Raw genomic sequence first — 20,075 nt, 5'->3', positions numbered from 1 at the left:
GCCGGGCAAAGCCCGGCTTTTTTTTCGAATGCGATAGCGAAGAACTACTTCGCCGCCATCAACGCCTTGGTCATATCCAACATGCGGTTGGAGAAACCCCACTCGTTGTCGTACCAGCTCAGCACCTTCACCAACGTGCCACCCATCACGCGGGTCTGCGTGGAGTCGTAGATGGACGAATGCGAGTTGTGGTTGAAGTCGATCGACACCAGCGGCTTGCTGTTCACGCCCAGGATGCCCTTCAGCGCGCCGTTCGCGGCGTCGTGGATGGCGGCGTCAATTTCTTCCTTCGTGGTGTTGCGCGCTGCCACGAACGAAAGATCCACCACCGACACGTTGATGGTCGGCACGCGCATCGCGAAACCGTCGAGCTTGCCGTTGAGTTCCGGCAGCACCAGGCCTACCGCGGCGGCGGCGCCGGTCTTGGTCGGGATCTGCGAATGCGTGGCCGAACGGGCGCGGCGCAGGTCGGAGTGGTAGACGTCCGTCAGCACTTGGTCGTTGGTGTAGGCGTGGATGGTGGTCATCAGGCCGTGCACGATGCCGATCTTTTCGTGCAGCACTTTGGCGATCGGCGCCAGGCAGTTGGTGGTGCAGGACGCGTTGGAGATTACCTGATGCTTGGCGGTGATCGTGTCGTGGTTCACGCCATAAACGAAGGTGCCGTCCACGTCTTTGTCGCCGGGAGCGGAAATGATCACCTTCTTGGCGCCGGCCGCCAGATGCGCGCCAGCCTTGGCCTTGGAGGTGAACAGGCCCGTGCATTCCAGCACCACGTCGACGCCCAGCTCGCCCCAGGGCAGCTTGGACGGATCGCGCTCGGCGAAGACCTTGATGCGGTCGCCGTTGACGACGAGCTCGCCGCCATCCACCGACACTTCGCCGGGGAATCTGCCGTGGGCCGTGTCGTACTGCGTCAGGTGCGCGTTGGTCTCGGCGTTGCCGAGGTCGTTGACCGCGACGATCTGGATTTCGTTCGTGCGATGAGCTTCGTACAGCGCACGCAGCGTATTGCGGCCGATACGACCGTAACCATTGATGGCGACCTTGATGGCCATGAGACAGCGTCCTCCAAAGGATGATGGGGCAGCGAAGCGGCGGCCCATAAGGCCGCCGAAACCCGCATTTTAGCCCGAATCGACCGCCTCCCTCACCCCGGGGCGGCGGAGGCGTTCGGACCGGGTAAATCGTGCATGATGGCGAGGCCATCCCACATGAAGATGCGTCATGAGCGACGAGCAGCAGATCGAGCTGAGCCTGGAGCAGACCGGCGACTATGAGTTCCGGGTGCGTTTCGACGGCACCGCGATGCCGGACATCACCACCGACGAAGCCTCGCCGCTCGGCGGCGATACGGGACCTAATCCGGCGCGCTTGCTAGTGGCGTCGGTGGCCAATTGCTTATCCGCCAGTCTGTTGTTCGCCTTGCGCAAGTACAAAAACGCGCCAGGCAAGCTCGCCACCAAGGCGCTGGCGACCCTTGCGCGCAACGAACATGGCCGCTGGCGCGTCACGCACATCAAGGTGGATGTGCAGCTGGCCGACGCGGTGCCTGCGCTGGATCACGCCGACCGCGCGCTGCTGCAGTTCGAAGATTTTTGCATCGTGACCGAGAGCGTGCGGGAGGGCATCGTCGTCGACGTCAGCGTGCGCGACGCCACGGGCGCAGTGGTGCATACCCGCGGCGCCTGATTGTCATAAGGCGTATGGCATGATCGCAGGCTTCACGCTCAGGTGTTTGATCATGCTCAAAGCACGCCGTCTCGCCGCCACCCTGTTCACTGCGTTGGCTATCGCTCCGTCTGCTTATGCATGGGGACCGTTGGGTCACAGCGTCGTCGCCGAATTGGCGCAGCGGCATTTGAGTCCTGCGGCGGAAGCGGAAGTGAAGCATCTGCTGGCGCTCGATCACACCGCATCGCTGGCTGATATCGCCAGCTGGCCGGACGCGATTCGCAACGATCCTACGCAGCAAGATTTGTGGAAGCAAACACGCCCGCTGCACTACGTCGATATTCGCAGCGATTCCTGCCACTACGTGCCGCCGCGCGATTGCAAGAACGGCGAGTGCGTGGTCGAAGCTATTCCGCACTACATCGCCATCTTGAGCGACCGGACCCAGCCAGACGCCGCACGACTGCAAGCGCTCAAGTTCGTAGTGCATTTTGTCGGCGACATTCACCAGCCGCTGCATGCGGGTTATCGCGATGACGCCGGCGGCAACACGTACCAGGTGCAATTCCAGGGGCAGGGCATGAACCTGCATCGCGTGTGGGATTCGGGCCTGCTCGGCACGCGCGGCCTGGATTGGAAAGCGTATGCGAAGCGGTTGGATGCCGAAGGCATTGCGCCGCTGCCGCCGACCATCGCGCCCTTGGACCAACCGGCGGCGCAGTGGGCGGAAGAATCCTGCCAGATCACTCGCGATATTTACCCCGCCGGTCACAAGATCGATCAGGCATACATCGACGCGGAACTGCCCGTGGCGGACAGCCGCCTGCGCGAAGCCGGCAGGCGCTTGGCCGAAGTGTTGAATATCGCGTTGCAAAACGGATGATCTCTGCGTGGCGCAGCGGCCGCAGTCAACCATAGGACGGACCATGCGCGACAGTATTGGATGTCGCGCCGATCGACGGCGCGTGCGCGTTGCAGGTTATTTAAACGTCTAAAAAAGGTCGCGCAGACCAAAGAGCCCGATTTACGTCTATCCGTCCAATCGCGATGCAAACCTTGTCACATGGCGACATCACGATCTTGCATACGATTGCATGACGAGATGTTGCCGAGTCCGCATTCAGTTCTGTTAGGCTCCACGGACTACTGTGAAAACGTGAACATGACTACCGAAACTCCCGCTCGCCGCACCAAGATCGTCGCCACCTTAGGGCCTGCCACCGACGCACCGGGCATGCTCGAACGCATCATCACCGAAGGCGTCGACGTCGTACGTCTCAATCTCTCCCACGGACAGCCCGACGATCACCGCGCCCGCGCCGCTGCTGTGCGCAAGGCTGCCGAGAAAGTAGGCCGCGAAGTCGGCGTGCTTGCCGACCTGCAAGGGCCGAAGATCCGCGTCGAGCGTTTCGCCAACGGACCGATCGAATTGCGCGAAGGCGATTCCTTCGTGCTCGACTGCCGCAACGATGCGCCACCCGGCGACAACACCCGCGTGGGCGTGAGCTATCTGGGTCTGCCGCAAGACGTGAAAGCCGGCGACGTGTTGTTGCTGGACGACGGTCTGGTCGCGCTGACCGTGCTCGATGTCGTCGGCACCGAAGTGCGGTGCAAAGTGTTGATCGGCGGTCGTCTGTCGGATCGCAAAGGATTGAATCGCCAGGGCGGCGGTTTGTCGGTCAATGCGTTGTCCGATAAAGACAAGGCGGATATCAAACTCGCGGCCGAGATCGGTGCGGATTTTCTCGCCGTGTCGTTCGTGCGTTCCGCAGCTGACATGGAGCAGGCGCGGCGCTTACTTAAAGAAGCCGGCGGCAACGCATCGCTGGTGGCGAAGATCGAACGCGCGGATGCGATTCCAGTGCTCGGCGAAATCATCGACGCCTCCGACGTAGTGATGGTGGCGCGCGGCGATCTCGGCGTGGAAATCGGCGATGCCGAACTGCCGGGTCTGCAGAAGAAGATCATTCGCGAGACGGTGCAGCGCAATCGCGCAGTGATCACCGCAACGCAAATGTTGCAATCGATGGTGCGCTCGCCGATCCCCACGCGCGCCGAAGTGCTCGACGTGGCCAACGCCGTGATCGACGGCACCGATGCGGTGATGCTTTCGGAAGAAACCGCCGCGGGCGCGCATCCGGACAAAGCCGTGGCCGCCATGCGCCGTATTTGTCTCGGCGCCGAAAGCCAGTTCGAGCCGAAAGAAGATTTCGTCAAAGGCGGACACCGCTTGGACCGCACCGATCAGGCTATCGCCCTGGCTGCGATGGTCATGTCGAACGAAGTGGGCGTGCGCGCCATTGTCGCGTTGACCGAATCCGGAGCGACCGCGCAGTGGCTGTCGCGTTATCGCAACGCGGTGCCGATCTACGCGCTCTCGCCGTTCGCCGATGCGCGCCGTCGCATGCTGATGCTGTGCGACGTGCATCCGGTGGCGTTTACGCACGACACGCTCAATCCGGCGGTGTCGGCGCGCGAAGCGGTGCGTCAGTTGTTCGTGATGGGCAAGCTCGCCGAAGGCGATCGCGTGGTGCTGACGCACGGCGACCATATCGGTCGTGGCGGCGGCACCAACACCGTGAAATTGCTGTCGGTGGGCGCCGATGGCATGGTGGAAAGCCTGCGGGATCTCTGAGCAGATCGCCCGTGACGTTCCGTTCGCGGCGCTAATTAAATGGCATCGAAGGCCTGCAGCCCCTAGCGACTGCAGGTTGGCTAGACTAAATGCCAGTCCCCACCCGCCCACTTCGGAGAGATGCCATGCGCACGACGACTCGTTTCGGCCACATCCTGCTTGTCGCCACCGTACTGGCGGCCGCCGCGCCGGCCATGGCGCAACAGGTGCGCAAGGTCGCGCCCGAGCAGCTTTCCAACGATTGGGTCTTGCTCAACCGCGATGTCTCGGTGGATGTGCCCAATAGCGGCGTGAATATCTATAAGCCCGGATGCGTGGCGGTGACTTACACCATCGGCAACGACGGCGTTCCCATGAACGTTCAGGCCGTCAAGGTGTTTCCGCCCAGCGATCTGGCCAAGCCGGCGGTGAGCGCCGTCTCCAACTTCCGCTACGGCCCGGCGCTCAACAACAAGTACCACGCGCCGGTGTCCACGTATTACATCGTGCCCTTCAACGCCCCCGACGACCCGGCGCAGCAGGCACAGGTCATGGCGCCCTGCAAGCTGCCGGGCTACGCCCAGAGCTGAGGCCCGTTTACAGGCCTGACCGACCGGCCAAACGGCGTCTTTCGCCGGATGGGGCTATAATCGCGCGCTTTCCAGCTTGTCCGCCCACCCGGGTGGCCTCCCATCCTTGCGGCCCAACGCCGCCAAAGTTTTATGGAGTCGTCCCATGAGCATTGAAGATCTCGAGAGCGTCGCATTGGCGATGGTCGCGCCCGGCAAGGGCATCATCGCCATCGATGAGTCGACCAACACCATCAAGAAGCGTTTCGAATCGGTCGGCATCGAGAACACGGAAGAGAATCGCCGGGCCTACCGCGAACTGCTGCTGACCGCGCCGAACCTCTCCGAGCACATCTCCGGCGCGATTCTGTACGACGAAACCATCCGTCAATCGACCAAAGACGGCGTTCCCTTCACCCAGATCATGAAGAAGAACGGCATCATTCCCGGCATTAAAGTCGACAAGGGCACCGTGCCGCTCGCCGGTTTCCCGGGCGACGTGATCACCGAAGGCCTCGACGGTCTGCGCGAACGCCTCGCCGAATACGTGAAGCTCGGCGCGCAGTTCGCCAAGTGGCGCGCGGTGATCAACATCAGCGAAGACAACCCCAGCTCCACCGCGATCGAAGCCAACTGCCATGCACTCGCCCGTTACGCCGCGCTGTGTCAGGAAGCCGGTCTGGTGCCGATGGTGGAACCGGAAGTGATCATGGACGGCGACCACAGCATCGAAGTGAGCTACGAAGTGCACGAAGCCGTGCTGCGCAGCTTGTTCAATGCGCTGTACGAGCAGAACGTGCTGCTGGAAGGCACTATCCTCAAAGTGAGCATGGTCATTCCGGGTAAAGATGCCGACGAACAAGCCAGCGTCGAAGAAGTCGCCGAAGCCACCGTGCGCGTGCTCAAGACCACCGTACCCGCAACGCTGCCGGGCATCGTGTTCCTTTCGGGCGGTCAGACCGACGAGCAATCCACCGCGCATCTCAATGCGATGAATCGCATGGGCCCGCATCCGTGGCCGCTGTCGTTCTCCTACGGTCGCGCCATGCAGCAAGCGGCGTTGAAGTTGTGGGCGAAGGATATGAAAGCCAACTACGTCGATGCGCAGAAAGTGGTGCACGCACGTGCGAAAGACAACGGTCTCGCTGCGTTGGGTCAGTGGAAAGGCTGATCGGTTTCAGGCTTTTTTGCAGTAAGAAAAGGGCGCCTTCGCGGCGCCCTTTTTTATTATCTATTCGCTTCCCTTGCGCTGTATTTTCGAGGTTATAACGAGTGACTTTTCGATATAGCCGTCTAAATATCAGTCGGTTTTATTTATGTGTTTCGCCGACAGATTTTGATCGTTTTTTAGAGTAGTGTCCGCGCCAAATAGTGCTTGTGTTTGTCGTGCTTTTGCATAACACGGCACTGATGTCCTGATCTGGTTCTCTTCATGTCTTAGCAGTCCCGTCGGTTTATCCATTGGGGGCAGTCATGAACAGGGTGTATCAGGTTGTCTGGAGTGGCGCGTTGCAGGCGTGGGTTGTCGTATCGGAGTTGGCGCGTTGTCGCGGCAAATCGAAGGTGCGACGCGTAGCTTGCTTGCTGACGGTATCCCTTCAACCTGCCGCAATTGGGCAGCAACTTCGTACTGGAACCGCAAGGTCAGATCGTGTGGCAACACACAGCATTCGATCAACGCAACGACGGCGAAGGCGAAGTAGGTCTTGGCAGTTCTGACATGACCAGCGGACGGATCGGCGTGCGCGGTAAGTGGACGCTGGAAACCGACGATCACCACGTGTGGCAACCGTATGCGCGTGTCAATCTTTGGGACGATTGGCGTGCGCGATCACGCACTAACTTCGGCGGGACGAATGTCGCACTGTTGGCAGGTGGCGAACGACTGGAGGCCGGCGGCGGCGTCACGACAAAGATACGCGACAACCTCTCGTTCTATCTCAACGCCGACTATGAATTCGCCATCGGTCACAACGACGGCGGCAAGCGCGATGGTGTACGTGGAGCGGCGGGAGTGCGTTACAGCTGGTAAATCGCGTACAAAAAAACGGGCGCCATCAAGGCGCCCGTTCATTACAACGTCATTGCAGATTGCGATGGAAATTTTTATTAGAAGCGATATTCGACGGAAGCCGTCACCGCATTGGTGTCCAGCTGTACACCGTGGTTGCGGTTGGAGCCGTCGTAGTAGTTGTAGTTCACGCCCACGCTCCAGTTCTGCGTGAGGTTGTAACCGACGCCGACACCTGCGTAGTAACGCGTGCGATCGAAGCGTTGATAGCTCCCGTTGAAGTTATCGGTGAGACCTTGGCCTTGCGCATAGAACGCGCCGCCACGGACTTCGCCGTACCACTCGGGCGTGAAGTTGTAGCGCAGGTTGGCGCCGAGCGTCGGGCCGTACAGCTTCGAACGAAGCGAGGAATCACTCGAGTAACGCGCATCGACGCGGCCGAGGTACTGGTAACCGGCTTCCACGCCGATCGAGGTGGCCTGGCCTACGGCAAAGCGATAGCCGCCCTTGACGCCGCCAATGGCGTCGCCGTTGGAATTGTAGGGACCTTTGTTGATCTGGCCGTAGCCGGCTTCAGCGCCGACGTACCAGCCTTGCTGCGCCGTTTGAGCGGGGGTGCTCTGCGCGAATGCAGCGGGGACTGCGGCAAAACCCGCAGCAGCGAGGGCAATAGCAAACAGCGTCTTTTTCATGGAGTACTCCTTGTTATGCATTGATCGGGACGGTCGGCACGAGGGGGGAAGCCGACCGTCCCGTACGGCCGCTTGAGCGGCGCGTACCCGGGAAATAGGGGCGGGGTGATGGGATTCAATACCGGTCAGTACAGTATTAAGGAATGATTAAGGCTGTAGGAAAACCGAGTGAAAGGTGGCAGCCAGGCGATTGGCTCTAGATGCGGCGAATAAGGCGTCGCCCTGTGCGGAAGCGGACGACAGGCCGCACCCGATCGGCGACAATAGGCATCTTTGCGCCTGCCCTCGGAGATAGAACTGATGACGTCCCGCCGCGAACTTGCCAACGCCATCCGCGCCTTAGCCATGGATGCCGTCCAGGCAGCCAATTCCGGACACCCCGGCATGCCCATGGGCATGGCCGACATTGCCGAAGTGCTGTGGAACGACTACCTCAAGTTCAATCCGACCAACCCGAAGTGGCCCAACCGCGACCGCTTCGTGCTCTCCAACGGTCACGGTTCGATGCTGCAGTACGCGTTGCTGCATCTCACCGGCTACGACCTGCCGATGGATCAGCTCAAGCGCTTCCGCCAGCTGCATTCCAAGACGGCCGGCCATCCGGAAGCCAGCGAAACGCCAGGCGTGGAAACCACCACCGGTCCGCTCGGCCAGGGCTTCGCCAATTCCGTGGGTTTTGCGCTGGCTGAAAAAGTGCTCGCCGCGCACTTCAATCGCCCCGGTCACGACGTCGTCGACCATCACACCTATGTCTTTATGGGCGACGGCTGCATGATGGAAGGCATTTCGCACGAAGCCGCCTCGCTCGCCGGTACGTGGAAGCTCGGCAAGTTGATCGCGGTGTACGACGACAACAACATCTCCATCGACGGCGAAGTGGAAGGCTGGTTCACCGACGACACGCCGATGCGTTTCGAAGCGTATGGCTGGAACGTGATTCGCGCCGTCGACGGTCACGATGCCGAAGCGGTAAAGAAAGCCTTCGCCGCCGCCGTCGCGCAAAGCGACAAGCCCACGCTGATCTGCTGCAAAACCATCATCGGTTTCGGCGCGCCGCATAAGCAGGGCAAGGAAGAATCGCACGGCGCAGCACTCGGCAAAGACGAAGTCGCCGCCGCGCGCGACGAACTCGACTGGCGTTCGCCGCCGTTCGAAATTCCGGCCGAGATTTATGCAGGCTGGGACAAGAAGAAAGTCGGCGCCGAACGCGAGCAGCAGTGGAACGATGCTTTCGCCAAGTACGAAGCCGCCTTTCCGGAACTCGCCGCCGAATTCCGTCGCCGCACCGCGGGCGAATTGCCGGCCGATTGGGCGAGCAAATCGCAGGCCTTTGTCGACAAACTGCAGGCCGATGGTCCGGATGTCGCATCGCGTAAAGCGTCGCAGATGACGCTCGATGCCTTCGGCCCGCTGCTGCCGGAGTTGGTGGGCGGTTCGGCCGACCTTGCCGGTTCCAACCTCACCATGTGGAAGGGTAGCAAGAACATCACCGGTCCCGACGGCAACTACGTGCACTACGGTGTGCGCGAATTCGGCATGACCGCGATCGCCACCGGTCTTGCGCTGCACGGTGGCATCCTGCCGTACGACGCCACCTTCCTGGTGTTCTCCGATTACGCGCGCAACGCCGTGCGCATGAGCTGCCTGATTCCGTCGCATGTCGTGCACGTCTACACGCACGATTCGATCGGCCTGGGCGAAGACGGCCCGACGCATCAGCCGGTCGAACATCTCGGCTCGCTGCGTCTGATTCCTAACAACCGCGTGTGGCGTCCGTGCGATGCGGTGGAATCGGCGGTGTCGTGGAAGGTGGCGATCGAGCGCAAAGGCGCGCCGTCGTGCCTGATCTTCTCGCGTCAAACGCTCAAGCATCAGCAGCGCACCGCGCAGCAGGTGGCTGATATCACGCGCGGCGCGTACGTGCTTTCCGATCCGGCGGACGCCAAGTTCAACGCCATCATCATCGCCACGGGTTCCGAAGTGGAGCTGGCGATGGAGGCGGCCCGCACGCTGGCGCAACAGAACGTGCCGGTGCGCGTGGTGTCGATGCCGTGCACCGAAGAATTCGACGCGCAGCCGCTGGAATACCGCGAAGCGATCTTGCCGAGCTGGTGCCGCGCACGCGTGGCGGTGGAAGCGGCCAGCGTCGATTTCTGGGGCAAATATGTCGGCCTGGATGGCGCGGTGGTCGGCATGACCACGTTCGGTGCGTCAGCGCCGGCGCCGGCGTTGTTTGAACACTTCGGTTTCACCGTCGCCCATGTGGTCGATACGGTGAAACGCGTTATCGACTAACGCACTTCACACCCTCTCCCCTCCGGGGAGAGGGCTGGGGTGAGGGGGCCGCACTCGCGAATGCCACCATTGATACCTCACCGTCATTCCGGCGCAGGCCGGAATCCAGTCCAAAATGGCGTCCGCAGGACACTAAATTTATTTAGTGTGCTTCGCACAACGTATTGAAACTGGATGATTCGTTTCGCTCACCCCTTCGGGGCCGCCCTTCGGACGTTCTCCGCGCTTCGCGCTCCGTCCGGCCTGCGCCGGAATGACGCTACGGCTTGGTTGAATTGCTTGACAAGTAATTGTGGCTGCGTTCGATCAAACGCTCGCTAACGTCGTAACAACTCCGAACGCAATCGCCATCACTACTGCCACCGCGACACACGCGCTACCCACGCGAATACGTCGAGCATCGACGCGCGGAACCAGGCGCCACAACGTCACCACGCCGATCAGCATCGACACCACCAGCGATGCGCGGAATGTTCCGCTACCGATCAACGGACCAAACGGTGCGCGTGTCACGCCGACATGCACAGCGGCGACTGCGCCGATCAACAACGTGAGCAGACACCAGATCAAACACGCGAGATAAACGCGGTTGAACACCACCGCCGCGCGTTCGCTCCAACGCAACACGACCCATGCGATCACCGCCGGCAAAATCGCGCCGGCGCTGCTTGCCAACACCCACCAGATCAGGCTGCTGAGCAGCGTGAGCACACTCGTCATGCGGTTTCCTTGAAGCCGAGGCGACGCAGAAATTTATCCATCAGCCACGCTGGTCCGACCAGCAGGTACGCGAGGTCGGTAAAAAAGCTCGGCCGGCGTCCTTCGAAAATATGGCCGATAAATTGGCCGATCCATGCAACGACGAACACGCCGATGCCAAGCTGTAGCAAATGCCTGGGACCGTATTGCTGAAACAAGTAGAAACAGCTCAGCGCAAATAAACTCAATACGATCAGCAGCGCACCGCCGAGTCGGTGCGACCGTTTCCAATACCACGCAAACGCCAGCACGATCGCAAATACCGACCACGCGCCGGGATGTAAAAGCGATTCCGGCACCGGAATCGTCCACAACATGGCGACCGCGCTCCACACGATCAGCGGCACGCAAATCCAGTGCAAGATCTGATTAGTCGGATGCTGATGATCGCGGCTGTAGCTGTCGAGCCAATCGCGCATGCTGCGTGCGCTTTGTGTGGTGTCGTCGGTCGTCATCAATGGGCGCTGCTCCGTGAGAAAAGGTTGAGCACTAGCACGCCGGCCACGATCAGGCCAATACCAAGCACAGCGGCCAGGTCCAGTTTCTGTCGATATACCACGACACCGATCAGCGCGATCAACGCGGTGCCCGCGCTGGACCACACCGCGTAAGCGATGCCGAGCGGCATCTGTCGCAGCGTGAGGCTCAGGCAATAAAAAGCCACGCCATAGCCGACGACGACAATCGCGCTCGGCAGCCAATGGCTGAAGCCGTCAGAGGCTTTCAGCGCACTGGTTCCGATGACCTCGGCGAGTATCGCGAGGCTCAGGCTAAGCCACGCGTTCATGCGGTCAGTCCAGCGTGATGCCGGCCAGGCGTTGCAGCGCTTCGGCGTATTTGGCGGACGTGCCTGCAATGACTTGCTCGGGAACCTTCGGTCCTGGCGCTTTCTTGTTCCAGTCCAGCGTTTCCAGGTAATCGCGCACGAACTGCTTGTCGTAGCTCGGGGGGCTGATGCCGACGCGGTATTGATCGGCCGGCCAGAAGCGCGAGGAATCCGGCGTGAGCATTTCGTCCATCACATACAGCTTGCCGTTTTCGTCGGTGCCGAATTCGAACTTGGTGTCGGCGATGATGATGCCGCGCTCGGCCGCAAACGCCGCCGCCCATTTGTAGATGGCGAGCGTGGCGTCGCGTACTTGTTCGGCGAGATCTTTGCCCACACCGGCAATCACCGCGTCGAAACTCACGTTCTCGTCGTGATCGCCCACCGCCGCCTTGGTCGACGGCGTAAAGATCGGTTCGGGCAATTGATCGGCCTGGCGCAGTCCCGCTGGAAGCGTGATGCCGCACAGCGAACCGGTCGCTTGATAATCCTTCCAACCCGAGCCGATCAGATAACCGCGCGCAATCGCTTCCACCGGCACTGGCTTTAGGCGACGCGTCACCACCGCGCGCTTTTCATACAGCGCGATATCGGTGCCCGCCGGCAGTACTTCTTCCAGCGGCGTGTGCAGCAAATGATTGGGCACGATATGCGCGGTCTTGCCGAACCAGAAGTTGGAAATCTGCGTCAGCATCTCGCCCTTGCCGGGTATCGGATCGGGCAGCACCACGTCGAAGGCGGACAGGCGATCGGTAGCGACGATCAGCAAGCGATTGCCGGGCAGCGCGTAGACGTCGCGCACCTTGCCGCGGTGGATCAGCTCAAGGCCGGGCAGGTTCGATTCCAGCAGGGTGGTAGGCACAGCGCACTCCGGGGGTGAGACGAATTAGGGATGCTCTGATTAATTCCACGTGGGCGGCATGATGTCCAGAAGGCGCGCAGGGTGTGTTGCGCGGCGCAGGACAGACTGGCCGTCTGTTCAAGCCGCGCGGCGCAGCCTGCACGCCTTCTGGACATCACCCTTCGGGCCGGTCCTGTCTTTCCGCATATCTTCGGCCCATCGTCTCGACAGACGGCCAGTCTGCCTTCGCCGATGGTCCTGTGATCTTCGAACAGACAGGACCGGTGACGCCCGCGTGGAATTAATCAGAGCATCCCTATTGTACCGGTCAAGCCACGGGACGCTGCTAGAATCGGTGACTTTCATGCCTATGTGTTACCGATGCGAATCGTACTCGCGGCACTCGTTTTGACCTGTGCCCTGCCAGCGTTTGCCGCCGATATGCCCGCCAAGCCGGTCCGGTTGGGGTTGTGCGCGGCGTGTCATGGGGAAACCGGCATGGCGCAAATGCCCGGCGCGCCGAATCTTGCCGGCCAGCGCCTTGATTACTTGCGCAAGGCGCTGGGCGAATACCGCGACGGCACGCGTAACGTACCGCTGATGCGCACGGCCATCGGCCCGCTCAACGATGCGGAGCTGGATCAACTCGCACGCTGGTACAGCGCCCAAACACTCCCGCCGCAGGCCGCCGCGCGCCCATGAGTTACACCTACACGTTCTGGTTCGCCATGGCGGGCCTGCTGCTTGGCCATGGTTTTGTCGGCATGGGCGTCGGCGCGATCGTCGGCTTCGTGCTCGATAATCTGCGCTATACGCAGCGGCGCAGCGCGATTCCCGAGTCGGGCGGCTATGTGTTTCCGCTGTTTGCGCTGCTCGGCGCGATCGCCAAATCCGATGGCCGCGTTTCCGAAGCGGAAATCGCGACCGCCGAACGCATCATGGCGCGCATGGGCTTGGATGCGAACGCGCGCCAAGTTGCAATACAGGGTTTCAACAAAGGCAAGCAGCCCGAATTCGACGTGACCGGTCCGATCAGCGCCTTGCGCCAATGGGTGGGGCTGCGCCGCGATCACGCGTTTCCGTTGCTCGATGTGGTGATCGAAACGGTGCTGGCCGAAGGCAATCCGTCGCCGGAGAAAATGGCGATCTTGCGTCAACTCGCTTTCGCCCTGCGCATCAGCGACATGGAGCTGATGGCCTTGATGGCGATGAAGGGGTTTGTCTGGCAAGGCGCTTACGGTGGCGGTCGCGGTCCGGGCGCGGGTCATGGTTATGTGCCGCCGCAGCGGAACACGCAGGGGCCCGATCCCTACGCCGTGCTCGGCATCACACGCGACGCCGACGAGCGCGCCATCAAGCGCGCCTATCGCAAACTGATTTCCGAACATCACCCCGACCGCCTGGGCGATCTGCCCGAAGACATGCGCAAGCGAGCCGAAGGGCGCGCCAGCGAGATCAATGCGGCGTACGAGCGGATCAAGGCGGAGCGCGGCTTCAAATAAGCCACAAGCGGAACGCGCCCGCGTCCCGGTAAAATGACGGCTTCGCATTCGCCGCATCTCACCTGGGCCCGTCATGAGCAAACAATCCCCCATCATCGCCCCGTCCATTCTCTCCGCCGATTTCGCGCGGCTGGGCGAGGACACCGCCAACGTGCTGGCCGCCGGCGGCGACTGGGTGCATTTCGACGTGATGGACAACCATTATGTGCCCAACCTCACCATCGGGCCGATGGTGCTCAAAGCGCTGCGCAATTACGGCATCACCGCACCCATCGACGTGCATTTGATGGTGAAGCCGGTGGATCGCATCGCGCCGGATTTCGCTAAGGCCGGCGCCAGCTTGATCAGCTTTCATCCGGAAGCCTCCGAGCATGTGGATCGCACCATCGGCTTGATCAAGGACTCCGGTTGCCAGGCGGGCCTGGTGTTCAATCCGGCCACGCCGCTGAACTGGCTCGATCACGTGCTCGACAAGCTCGATCTCGTGCTGATCATGTCGGTGAATCCCGGTTTCGGCGGACAGAAATTCATTCCTGAGGCGCTGGAAAAACTGCGTCGCGTGCGTCGACTGATCGACGACAGCGGTCGCGGGATCCGCCTGGAAGTCGATGGCGGCGTCACCGCGGAAAATATCGGCGAGATCGCCGCCGCCGGCGCCGACACGTTCGTGGCCGGCTCGGCCATCTTCGGCGCGCCCGACTATCGAACCGTGATCGAGAAAATGCGCGCCAGCATCGGCTGAGTTCGCAACGCCAACCTCAAAAAAGAGAAACCCGGCACAGGGGGAAGTCTGTGCCGGGCAGAGGGGCGTCGGAAAGACGCTAGAGGAGACACCATTGGCAGTTGCATCCTGCACGCGGCTGAAAGACGGGAGGCTCGGCCGTCAGTCAGACCTCGGCGAGTTCCACGGCAATGGACTATGCGCCTGCCAAGTAATCGGACCGGGCTCTTTTCGATTGGTTCCCGGCGTGCCGAAAATATTTTTGTACGGCAAAAAAATCCCCTTCGGACCAGGAAGGGGAAGGAACGCTAGGACAGGGGGAAGGTCGGAAACGGCTTGGTATCGCGGTTTGTGGAGGCTTACCGATTCAGGTTGCCGGATGCGCGACCGGCGAACGTCCTTGCGTGCCGGTCGCGCCCATGCCTTCCACGGCAGTTCCACGCAAAACTCAGTGCAAGCTCATCAAGGCCGCCAACAGCAACGAACCCACGGCCAGCACCACGCGCAGCGGTTCGAAGCTGCGAAGTTCGGCATTGGGGTCGACGGAAGGATCGGCGCGCATGGATGAGACTCGTAATCGGGGCGTTGGAGATATCAAACACCCCGCCCGGGCGCGGTCGCCGACGCCTCAAGGGCGAACGAACGACGGAATCTGGCAGAACGCGGGCAAACGTCGTGAGCGGCTTGCGTAAGCCGCACCCGCATAGCAACCTGCGCGCCATCGTCACGAGGAATCCACATGGGACGCAACATCGCCATCGTCGAAGATGAACCCCTGATCCGCGCCAACTACGTCGAGGCGTTGAACCGCTTCGGCTACGACACGCGCGGCTACGGTTCGCGGCAGGACGCCTCCAGTGCGTTCGCCATACGGCTTCCGGAATTGGTCATCATCGATATCGGTCTGGGCGACGAGCCTGAGGGCGGTTTCGATTTGTGCCGCGAACTGCGCGCGAAATCCTCCACGCTGCCGATCATTTTTCTGACCGCGCGCGATTCGGATTTCGATGTGATCTCCGGCCTGCGCCTGGGCGCCGACGATTACCTCAGCAAAGACACGAGCCTGCATCAGCTGGCTGCGCGTATCGCTGCGTTGTTCCGTCGTATCGAATCGCTGAAAGCGCCGGCGTCGAGCGAAACGGTGATCGGGCACGGTCCGCTCAAGCTCGAATCGGAACGCATGCGCGTAACCTGGAACGACGTGGAAGTGCCGCTTACGGTGACCGAATTCTGGATGGTCCACACTTTGGTGCGTTTCCCTGGACACGTGAAAAATCGCGATCAGTTGATGCGCGAAGCGGAGCTTGTCGTGGATGACGCCACGATCACCTCGCACATCAAACGTATCCGCAAGAAATTTATTGCGGTGGCGGAAGATTTCGACGCAATCGAAACCGTACATGGCGTGGGTTATCGGTGGCGTCCGTAATGGTTTCGCGTTGGATTTTGGCCAGCCTGCTGCTGTGCGCAGGTTCAGCGCTGGCGGCGAAGTCCGATACGGCGGTCGATGCGCATGGTCTTGCCGACGGCAACGCGCCCGCGTGGACGATCAACACAAGCGCGCCGTCTGGTTGGACCAAGGATTGCTGCACGTACGCGAGCGCGATCGGCGTCAACTACGTGCTGTATCAGGGCGAGTGGACCGGCAAGCCCGAGCGTGTGATGGTGCTCAACGTTTGGCCGTCCAAATTGCCATCGCTGGATGCGGAGCTGCAGGATGATCGCAAGCAATATCTGCTGCGCGATCCGAACGGGCAGGTCGTTACGTTTGCCGTCAACAATCGCAATATGCCATGCCGCGGCGTGCTGTATGCCGGCACCGATCATATCGACGACGCGATTGTGTTCTGCGATCCCGGCAATGCGTCGGGCATTCGTTACAGCTGGTCGATGTCCATCGCCGCGGACGACCCGTCGCGTCAGACGCTGCTCGATCAATTTCAGCAAGTAGCGGAGCGTTCGAGCTACGCCCACGGCGCCAAGGCGCCCGGCGGCAGCGGCAAATCCAGGTAAATTATCGCCTGTGAGCCTGCGCCAAAAACTCCTGCTGGTCGCCCTGTGCACCCTCGCGCTGCCTATCGCGGGGTGGTTGTACGTGCGCCAAATGGAAACCTTGCTGCGCCAAGGCCAAGAGCAAGCGTTGACGGCAACCGCGGCAGCCGTCGCGCGCAGTTTGGCCGTGACGGACGTGCCGCTGCCGCAACCGGGCAACGGCTGGTACGTGCAGCAGGCGGTGAGTCCCATCGTTGTCGACGGTTACGGCGACGATTGGGCGCCGATGACGCCATGGAGCCAACCGGTCGGCGCACACGGCAAGTTGTTGTTGGCCGAAGACGATAACGGCTTCTATCTCTACATCGACGTGCGTATCGCGCGGCGAGCACGTGCGGATGCGGGCGATACGAATGCGCTCGCATCCGATCATGTGGTGCTCGACTTGGTGCAAGGCGCCGTTCATCGGCGCTACTTGATCGCCAGCGCCGCGCCGGGCGCCTTCACCGCGCTGACGCTCGATCCGCCCGCGGGCGATTTGCCCGAGCGCGTGGTGGGACAGTGGCAAGAAGATGGCAGCGGCTATCACGCCGAGCTTCGCTTGCCGCGCGGTCTGGGATTGAGTGCGCTTGGCGTGGGCGTTTATAGCGCTGTCGATGGCGGCGATCCCATGGCCGTGGATGTGCGTCCGCTGTGGCGTTACTCGGGCGACCTTTCACAAGAACTGGCGCAGCTGGCGCCGAGCGGTACCCGCGCACGTTTGTTGGTGCCTTCTGGCTGGTTGCTGGCGCAAAGCGGTCATCTGACGACATCCGGTCCGCAGCCAAGTTGGTGGTCGTCGGTGATTTACCGCTCCTTGCTCGCCAATCCGTTGGAAGAAGCCGAAGCCTGGACGTCCGATGCGCCGCGCCTGGATCTGCCCGAAGTGAAAGCGGCCGACAGCGGCGCGGCGTCAGTGGTATGGCGCCAGGGCGAACAACGCGACAGCGTGGTGCTGGCGACGGCGGTGCCCGTACGGCGCGGCGACGATGTGGTTGGTGTGCTTTTGTTGGAGCAAGCCAGCCGTGCGGTGCCGCTGCTCGCCAATCGCGCCTTCCTGAGTCTGCTGACGACCAGTTTCGGTGTGATGCTGGTCGCAGGCGCGATTTTGCTGTTGTTCGCCACGCGCCTTAGCTTGCGCCTTGGCCGATTGCGCGACGCCGTGGAGCGGGCACAGCTCAACGACGGACGTTTGGACGGCCAATTGATGCAAAGCCATTTTCCGATGGCGGATTCGGAAGACGAAATCGGCGATCTGGCGCGCAGCTTCCAAAAATTGTTCGAAGCCGTCGGCGGCTACACCGACTATTTGCGCACCCTGGCGTCCAAGCTCTCGCATGAGCTCAATACGCCGCTGGCGATCGTGAAATCCTCGCTGGACAACCTCGAACACGCCGAACTTTCCGACGAAGCGCAACCGTATCTGGCGCGCGCACGCGACGGCGTTGCGCGTCTGGGTACGCTGGTTCGCGCTATGAGCGAAGCCAGCCGTATGGAGCGCGCGATCGCGGCGGCTGAGCCGGAAGATGTGGATCTGGTGGATGTCGTGGACGGATGCGCCGAAGCCTATCGGCCGCTGGCAGGCACGCGCCGGCTCGACTGCGTGCTGCCCGATCAGTCGGTGCATCTGCACGGCGCGCCGGAACTGATCGCACAGGCCTTGGACAAACTGTTCGACAATGCGCTGTCCTTCACGCCTGCCGACGGCTGGCTCAGGCTCACGTTGCGCCCGTTCGACGATGGCGCCGAAATCGAATTGGCGAACCAAGGGCCGCCGCTGCCCGCAGCGATGCAGGGCCGATTATTCGACTCGCTGGTCAGTCTGCGCGACAAAACCACGCCTGGCGACGTGCCGCATCTCGGCCTGGGCCTGTACGTCGTGCGTCTGGTGGCCGAGCGTCACGGCGGCATGGCCTCGGCGCGCAACTTGGAAGATGGTAGCGGCGTGGCCTTCAGCCTGCGCCTGCACGGCATGCCGAGGCAACGTCTAGCCGGTTGAGGCCGCGTTTCTCCTACCGCTTCCCCTACAATGGCCGTTCCCCGTTCGGCCATCCGGAACCTTACGTGATTTCTCGCGACGAATTCGAAGCGCTCGCCGCCCAAGGACACACCCGCATTCCGCTTGTGCGCGAAGTGTTCTCCGATCTGGATACGCCGCTATCGGTGTATCTCAAACTGGCCGATGGTCCGTACACCTTCTTGTTCGAATCGGTGGAAGGCGGCGCGACATGGGGTCGCTACTCGATCATCGGTCTGCCTGCGACGCGCGTGTATCGTCTGCGCGGTCACGAATTGGAAGTGGAAGACGCCGGGGAAATCGTCGAACGCCGTCATCTCGACGACCCGCTGGGCGAAATCGAGAAGCTGCGTCAGCAGTATCACGTGCCGCGCCTCCCGCAGTTGCCTGCGTTCAGCGGTGGCCTGGTGGGTTACTTCGGATTTGAGACCATCGGCTATATCGAGCCGCGTCTGGCGCAGTGGGATCGTCCCGACGAACTCGGCACACCCGATGTGTTGCTGATGCTGGCCGAAGAAGTGGCGGTATTCGACAACCTCAAAGGCCGTCTGTATTTGATCGTGCACGCCGACCCGTCGCAGCCGCAGGCGTATGCGCACGCGCAGCGCAGGCTCGATGCCTTGACGCATCGTTTGCGCCAAGGCGGGGCGTCGTATCCGCAACTTACGCAATCCACCGCGCTGAACGAAAGCGATTTCAAATCGTCCTTCACGCGCGAGGAATTCGAAGCGGTGGTGGATCGCGCGAAGGAATACATTCGTGCGGGCGATATTTTTCAGGTGGTGCCGTCGCAACGCTTAAGCGTGGGCTTTAACGCGCGACCGGTGGACGTGTATCGCGCGTTGCGCGCGATGAATCCGTCGCCGTATATGTATTTCGTCGATCTAGGCGATACGCAGATCGTCGGTTCGTCGCCGGAGATTCTGGCGCGTTTGCAAGACGGCAAGGTCGTGGTTCGCCCCATCGCCGGGACGCGTAAGCGTGGCGCTTCGGAGGAAGAGGATAGGGCGCTCGAAGCCGAATTGCTGGCCGATCCCAAGGAACGCGCCGAGCATGTGATGCTGATTGATCTCGGTCGCAACGATATCGGTCGAATCTGCGAGGCGGGCAGCGTGGAAGTGAGCGAGTCGTTCGTGGTCGAGCGTTATTCGCACGTCATGCATATTGTGTCGCAGGTGCAGGGCGATGTGCGTCCGCATCTCAGTTATATGGACGTGCTCAAAGCGACATTTCCCGCAGGCACGGTCAGCGGCGCGCCGAAAATCCGCGCAATCGAAATCATCCAGGAACTCGAACCCTACAAGCGCAACATCTACGCCGGCGCCATCGGCTGGATCGGCTGGTGGGGCGATGCGGACACCGCCATCGCCATTCGCACGGCGGTTATTCAAAACGGCCGTCTGCATGTGCAGGCGGGCGCAGGCATCGTGTACGACTCCGATCCAGCGTCGGAGTGGGAAGAAACCATGAACAAGGGCCGCGCGCTGTTCCGTGCGGTGGCGCAGGCGGCGAAGGGACTATGA

Annotated in this window: 20 protein-coding genes; 14 read left to right on the top strand and 6 right to left on the bottom strand. The window is 61.6% G+C overall.

The features are described 5' to 3' along the window. Positions 1–44 precede the first annotated feature (44 nt). Positions 45–1,058: a type I glyceraldehyde-3-phosphate dehydrogenase gene (gene gap / locus L0U79_RS18045; protein ID WP_233843607.1), complete on the bottom strand. Its 1,014-nt coding sequence runs from the start codon at positions 1,056–1,058 to the stop codon at positions 45–47. Between the two features lie 169 nt (positions 1,059–1,227). On the opposite strand from gap, the gene L0U79_RS18040 reads away from it, so the two are divergent. The 6 genes from L0U79_RS18040 to L0U79_RS18015 all read left to right on the top strand — a co-directional run bounded on the left by L0U79_RS18040 (position 1,228) and on the right by L0U79_RS18015 (position 6,889). Continuing rightward, positions 1,228–1,692 (top strand): OsmC family protein, encoded by a 465-nt coding sequence (locus L0U79_RS18040; protein WP_233843606.1) that lies wholly within the window; start codon positions 1,228–1,230, stop codon positions 1,690–1,692. A gap of 52 nt (positions 1,693–1,744) precedes the next feature. Then, a complete protein-coding gene (locus L0U79_RS18035) occupies positions 1,745–2,557 on the top strand; it encodes a S1/P1 nuclease (protein WP_233843605.1) in 813 nt (270 codons plus the stop codon). A 279-nt stretch (positions 2,558–2,836) separates the two neighbouring features. After that, the gene (gene pyk / locus L0U79_RS18030; RefSeq protein WP_233843604.1) at positions 2,837–4,309 is read left to right on the top strand and encodes a pyruvate kinase; all 1,473 of its coding nucleotides are present in this window, start codon (positions 2,837–2,839) and stop codon (positions 4,307–4,309) included. Between the two features lie 125 nt (positions 4,310–4,434). Further along, on the top strand, positions 4,435–4,878 hold the full coding sequence (locus L0U79_RS18025) for an energy transducer TonB (RefSeq protein ID WP_233843603.1): 444 nt from the start codon (positions 4,435–4,437) through the stop codon (positions 4,876–4,878). A gap of 145 nt (positions 4,879–5,023) precedes the next feature. Then, positions 5,024–6,028, top strand: coding sequence for a class I fructose-bisphosphate aldolase (locus L0U79_RS18020; RefSeq protein WP_233843602.1), 1,005 nt, complete (start codon positions 5,024–5,026; stop codon positions 6,026–6,028). 432 nt (positions 6,029–6,460) lie between these two features. Beyond that, positions 6,461–6,889 (top strand): autotransporter outer membrane beta-barrel domain-containing protein, encoded by a 429-nt coding sequence (locus L0U79_RS18015; protein WP_255683006.1) that lies wholly within the window; start codon positions 6,461–6,463, stop codon positions 6,887–6,889. Between the two features lie 77 nt (positions 6,890–6,966). On the opposite strand, the gene L0U79_RS18010 is transcribed toward L0U79_RS18015, so the two are convergent. Beyond that, positions 6,967–7,560 carry a porin family protein gene (locus L0U79_RS18010; protein ID WP_233843600.1) on the bottom strand — a complete coding sequence of 198 codons (594 nt, stop codon included), beginning with the start codon at positions 7,558–7,560 and terminating at the stop codon, positions 6,967–6,969. A 300-nt stretch (positions 7,561–7,860) separates the two neighbouring features. On the opposite strand from L0U79_RS18010, the gene tkt reads away from it, so the two are divergent. After that, a complete protein-coding gene (gene tkt, locus L0U79_RS18005) occupies positions 7,861–9,855 on the top strand; it encodes a transketolase (protein ID WP_233843599.1) in 1,995 nt (664 codons plus the stop codon). A gap of 306 nt (positions 9,856–10,161) precedes the next feature. Here the strand turns inward: tkt and L0U79_RS18000 are convergent, their stop codons facing one another. From L0U79_RS18000 to L0U79_RS17985, 4 genes are read right to left on the bottom strand one after another with little or no spacing between them, the layout of a single operon-like run. After that, positions 10,162–10,575 (bottom strand): hypothetical protein, encoded by a 414-nt coding sequence (locus L0U79_RS18000; protein ID WP_233843598.1) that lies wholly within the window; start codon positions 10,573–10,575, stop codon positions 10,162–10,164. Then, positions 10,572–11,069, bottom strand: coding sequence for an Mpo1-like protein (locus L0U79_RS17995; RefSeq protein WP_233843597.1), 498 nt, complete (start codon positions 11,067–11,069; stop codon positions 10,572–10,574). Before L0U79_RS17995 ends, L0U79_RS18000 begins: the two co-directional genes overlap by 4 nt. Continuing rightward, positions 11,069–11,401 carry a multidrug efflux SMR transporter gene (locus tag L0U79_RS17990; RefSeq protein ID WP_233843596.1) on the bottom strand — a complete coding sequence of 111 codons (333 nt, stop codon included), beginning with the start codon at positions 11,399–11,401 and terminating at the stop codon, positions 11,069–11,071. The genes L0U79_RS17995 and L0U79_RS17990 overlap by 1 nt, the downstream gene beginning before the upstream one ends. 4 nt (positions 11,402–11,405) lie before the next feature. Further along, positions 11,406–12,302, bottom strand: coding sequence for a phosphoribosylaminoimidazolesuccinocarboxamide synthase (locus tag L0U79_RS17985; RefSeq protein WP_233843595.1), 897 nt, complete (start codon positions 12,300–12,302; stop codon positions 11,406–11,408). A gap of 360 nt (positions 12,303–12,662) precedes the next feature. On the opposite strand from L0U79_RS17985, the gene L0U79_RS17980 reads away from it, so the two are divergent. The 7 genes from L0U79_RS17980 to trpE all read left to right on the top strand — a co-directional run bounded on the left by L0U79_RS17980 (position 12,663) and on the right by trpE (position 20,075). Further along, positions 12,663–12,983 carry a c-type cytochrome gene (locus tag L0U79_RS17980; protein ID WP_233843594.1) on the top strand — a complete coding sequence of 107 codons (321 nt, stop codon included), beginning with the start codon at positions 12,663–12,665 and terminating at the stop codon, positions 12,981–12,983. Further along, entirely contained in the window at positions 12,980–13,783 is an 804-nt protein-coding gene (gene djlA, locus L0U79_RS17975) for a co-chaperone DjlA (RefSeq protein ID WP_233843593.1), read from the top strand. The genes L0U79_RS17980 and djlA overlap by 4 nt, the downstream gene beginning before the upstream one ends. A gap of 73 nt (positions 13,784–13,856) precedes the next feature. After that, a complete protein-coding gene (rpe, locus tag L0U79_RS17970) occupies positions 13,857–14,525 on the top strand; it encodes a ribulose-phosphate 3-epimerase (protein ID WP_233843592.1) in 669 nt (222 codons plus the stop codon). Positions 14,526–15,243: 718 nt separating this feature from the next. Then, the gene (gene pdsR, locus L0U79_RS17965; RefSeq protein WP_233843591.1) at positions 15,244–15,933 is read left to right on the top strand and encodes a proteobacterial dedicated sortase system response regulator; all 690 of its coding nucleotides are present in this window, start codon (positions 15,244–15,246) and stop codon (positions 15,931–15,933) included. Next, on the top strand, positions 15,933–16,517 hold the full coding sequence (locus tag L0U79_RS17960; protein WP_233843590.1) for a hypothetical protein: 585 nt from the start codon (positions 15,933–15,935) through the stop codon (positions 16,515–16,517). Before pdsR ends, L0U79_RS17960 begins: the two co-directional genes overlap by 1 nt. A 10-nt stretch (positions 16,518–16,527) precedes the next feature. Then, the gene (locus L0U79_RS17955; RefSeq protein ID WP_233843589.1) at positions 16,528–18,534 is read left to right on the top strand and encodes an ATP-binding protein; all 2,007 of its coding nucleotides are present in this window, start codon (positions 16,528–16,530) and stop codon (positions 18,532–18,534) included. A 65-nt stretch (positions 18,535–18,599) separates the two neighbouring features. Continuing rightward, positions 18,600–20,075 carry an anthranilate synthase component I gene (gene trpE, locus L0U79_RS17950; RefSeq protein ID WP_233843588.1) on the top strand — a complete coding sequence of 492 codons (1,476 nt, stop codon included), beginning with the start codon at positions 18,600–18,602 and terminating at the stop codon, positions 20,073–20,075.

The sequence above is a fragment of the Dyella sp. 2HG41-7 genome (genome assembly GCF_021390675.1).
In the GTDB taxonomy this organism is placed as follows: Bacteria; Pseudomonadota; Gammaproteobacteria; order Xanthomonadales; family Rhodanobacteraceae; genus Dyella_B.
This window is presented reverse-complemented; position numbering and strand designations above follow the sequence as displayed.

What these genes read in the sequence shown, in the direction of transcription:
- gap (WP_233843607.1), bottom strand. Translation starts at nt 1,058, where the DNA reads ATGGCCATCAAGGTCGCCATCAATGGTTACGGTCGTATCGGCCGCAAT.
- L0U79_RS18040 (WP_233843606.1), top strand. Translation starts at nt 1,228, where the DNA reads ATGAGCGACGAGCAGCAGATCGAGCTGAGCCTGGAGCAGACCGGCGAC.
- L0U79_RS18035 (WP_233843605.1), top strand. Translation starts at nt 1,745, where the DNA reads ATGCTCAAAGCACGCCGTCTCGCCGCCACCCTGTTCACTGCGTTGGCT.
- pyk (WP_233843604.1), top strand. Translation starts at nt 2,837, where the DNA reads ATGACTACCGAAACTCCCGCTCGCCGCACCAAGATCGTCGCCACCTTA.
- L0U79_RS18025 (WP_233843603.1), top strand. Translation starts at nt 4,435, where the DNA reads ATGCGCACGACGACTCGTTTCGGCCACATCCTGCTTGTCGCCACCGTA.
- L0U79_RS18020 (WP_233843602.1), top strand. Translation starts at nt 5,024, where the DNA reads ATGAGCATTGAAGATCTCGAGAGCGTCGCATTGGCGATGGTCGCGCCC.
- L0U79_RS18010 (WP_233843600.1), bottom strand. Translation starts at nt 7,560, where the DNA reads ATGAAAAAGACGCTGTTTGCTATTGCCCTCGCTGCTGCGGGTTTTGCC.
- tkt (WP_233843599.1), top strand. Translation starts at nt 7,861, where the DNA reads ATGACGTCCCGCCGCGAACTTGCCAACGCCATCCGCGCCTTAGCCATG.
- L0U79_RS18000 (WP_233843598.1), bottom strand. Translation starts at nt 10,575, where the DNA reads ATGACGAGTGTGCTCACGCTGCTCAGCAGCCTGATCTGGTGGGTGTTG.
- L0U79_RS17995 (WP_233843597.1), bottom strand. Translation starts at nt 11,069, where the DNA reads ATGACGACCGACGACACCACACAAAGCGCACGCAGCATGCGCGATTGG.
- L0U79_RS17990 (WP_233843596.1), bottom strand. Translation starts at nt 11,401, where the DNA reads ATGAACGCGTGGCTTAGCCTGAGCCTCGCGATACTCGCCGAGGTCATC.
- L0U79_RS17980 (WP_233843594.1), top strand. Translation starts at nt 12,663, where the DNA reads ATGCGAATCGTACTCGCGGCACTCGTTTTGACCTGTGCCCTGCCAGCG.
- djlA (WP_233843593.1), top strand. Translation starts at nt 12,980, where the DNA reads ATGAGTTACACCTACACGTTCTGGTTCGCCATGGCGGGCCTGCTGCTT.
- rpe (WP_233843592.1), top strand. Translation starts at nt 13,857, where the DNA reads ATGAGCAAACAATCCCCCATCATCGCCCCGTCCATTCTCTCCGCCGAT.
- pdsR (WP_233843591.1), top strand. Translation starts at nt 15,244, where the DNA reads ATGGGACGCAACATCGCCATCGTCGAAGATGAACCCCTGATCCGCGCC.
- L0U79_RS17960 (WP_233843590.1), top strand. Translation starts at nt 15,933, where the DNA reads ATGGTTTCGCGTTGGATTTTGGCCAGCCTGCTGCTGTGCGCAGGTTCA.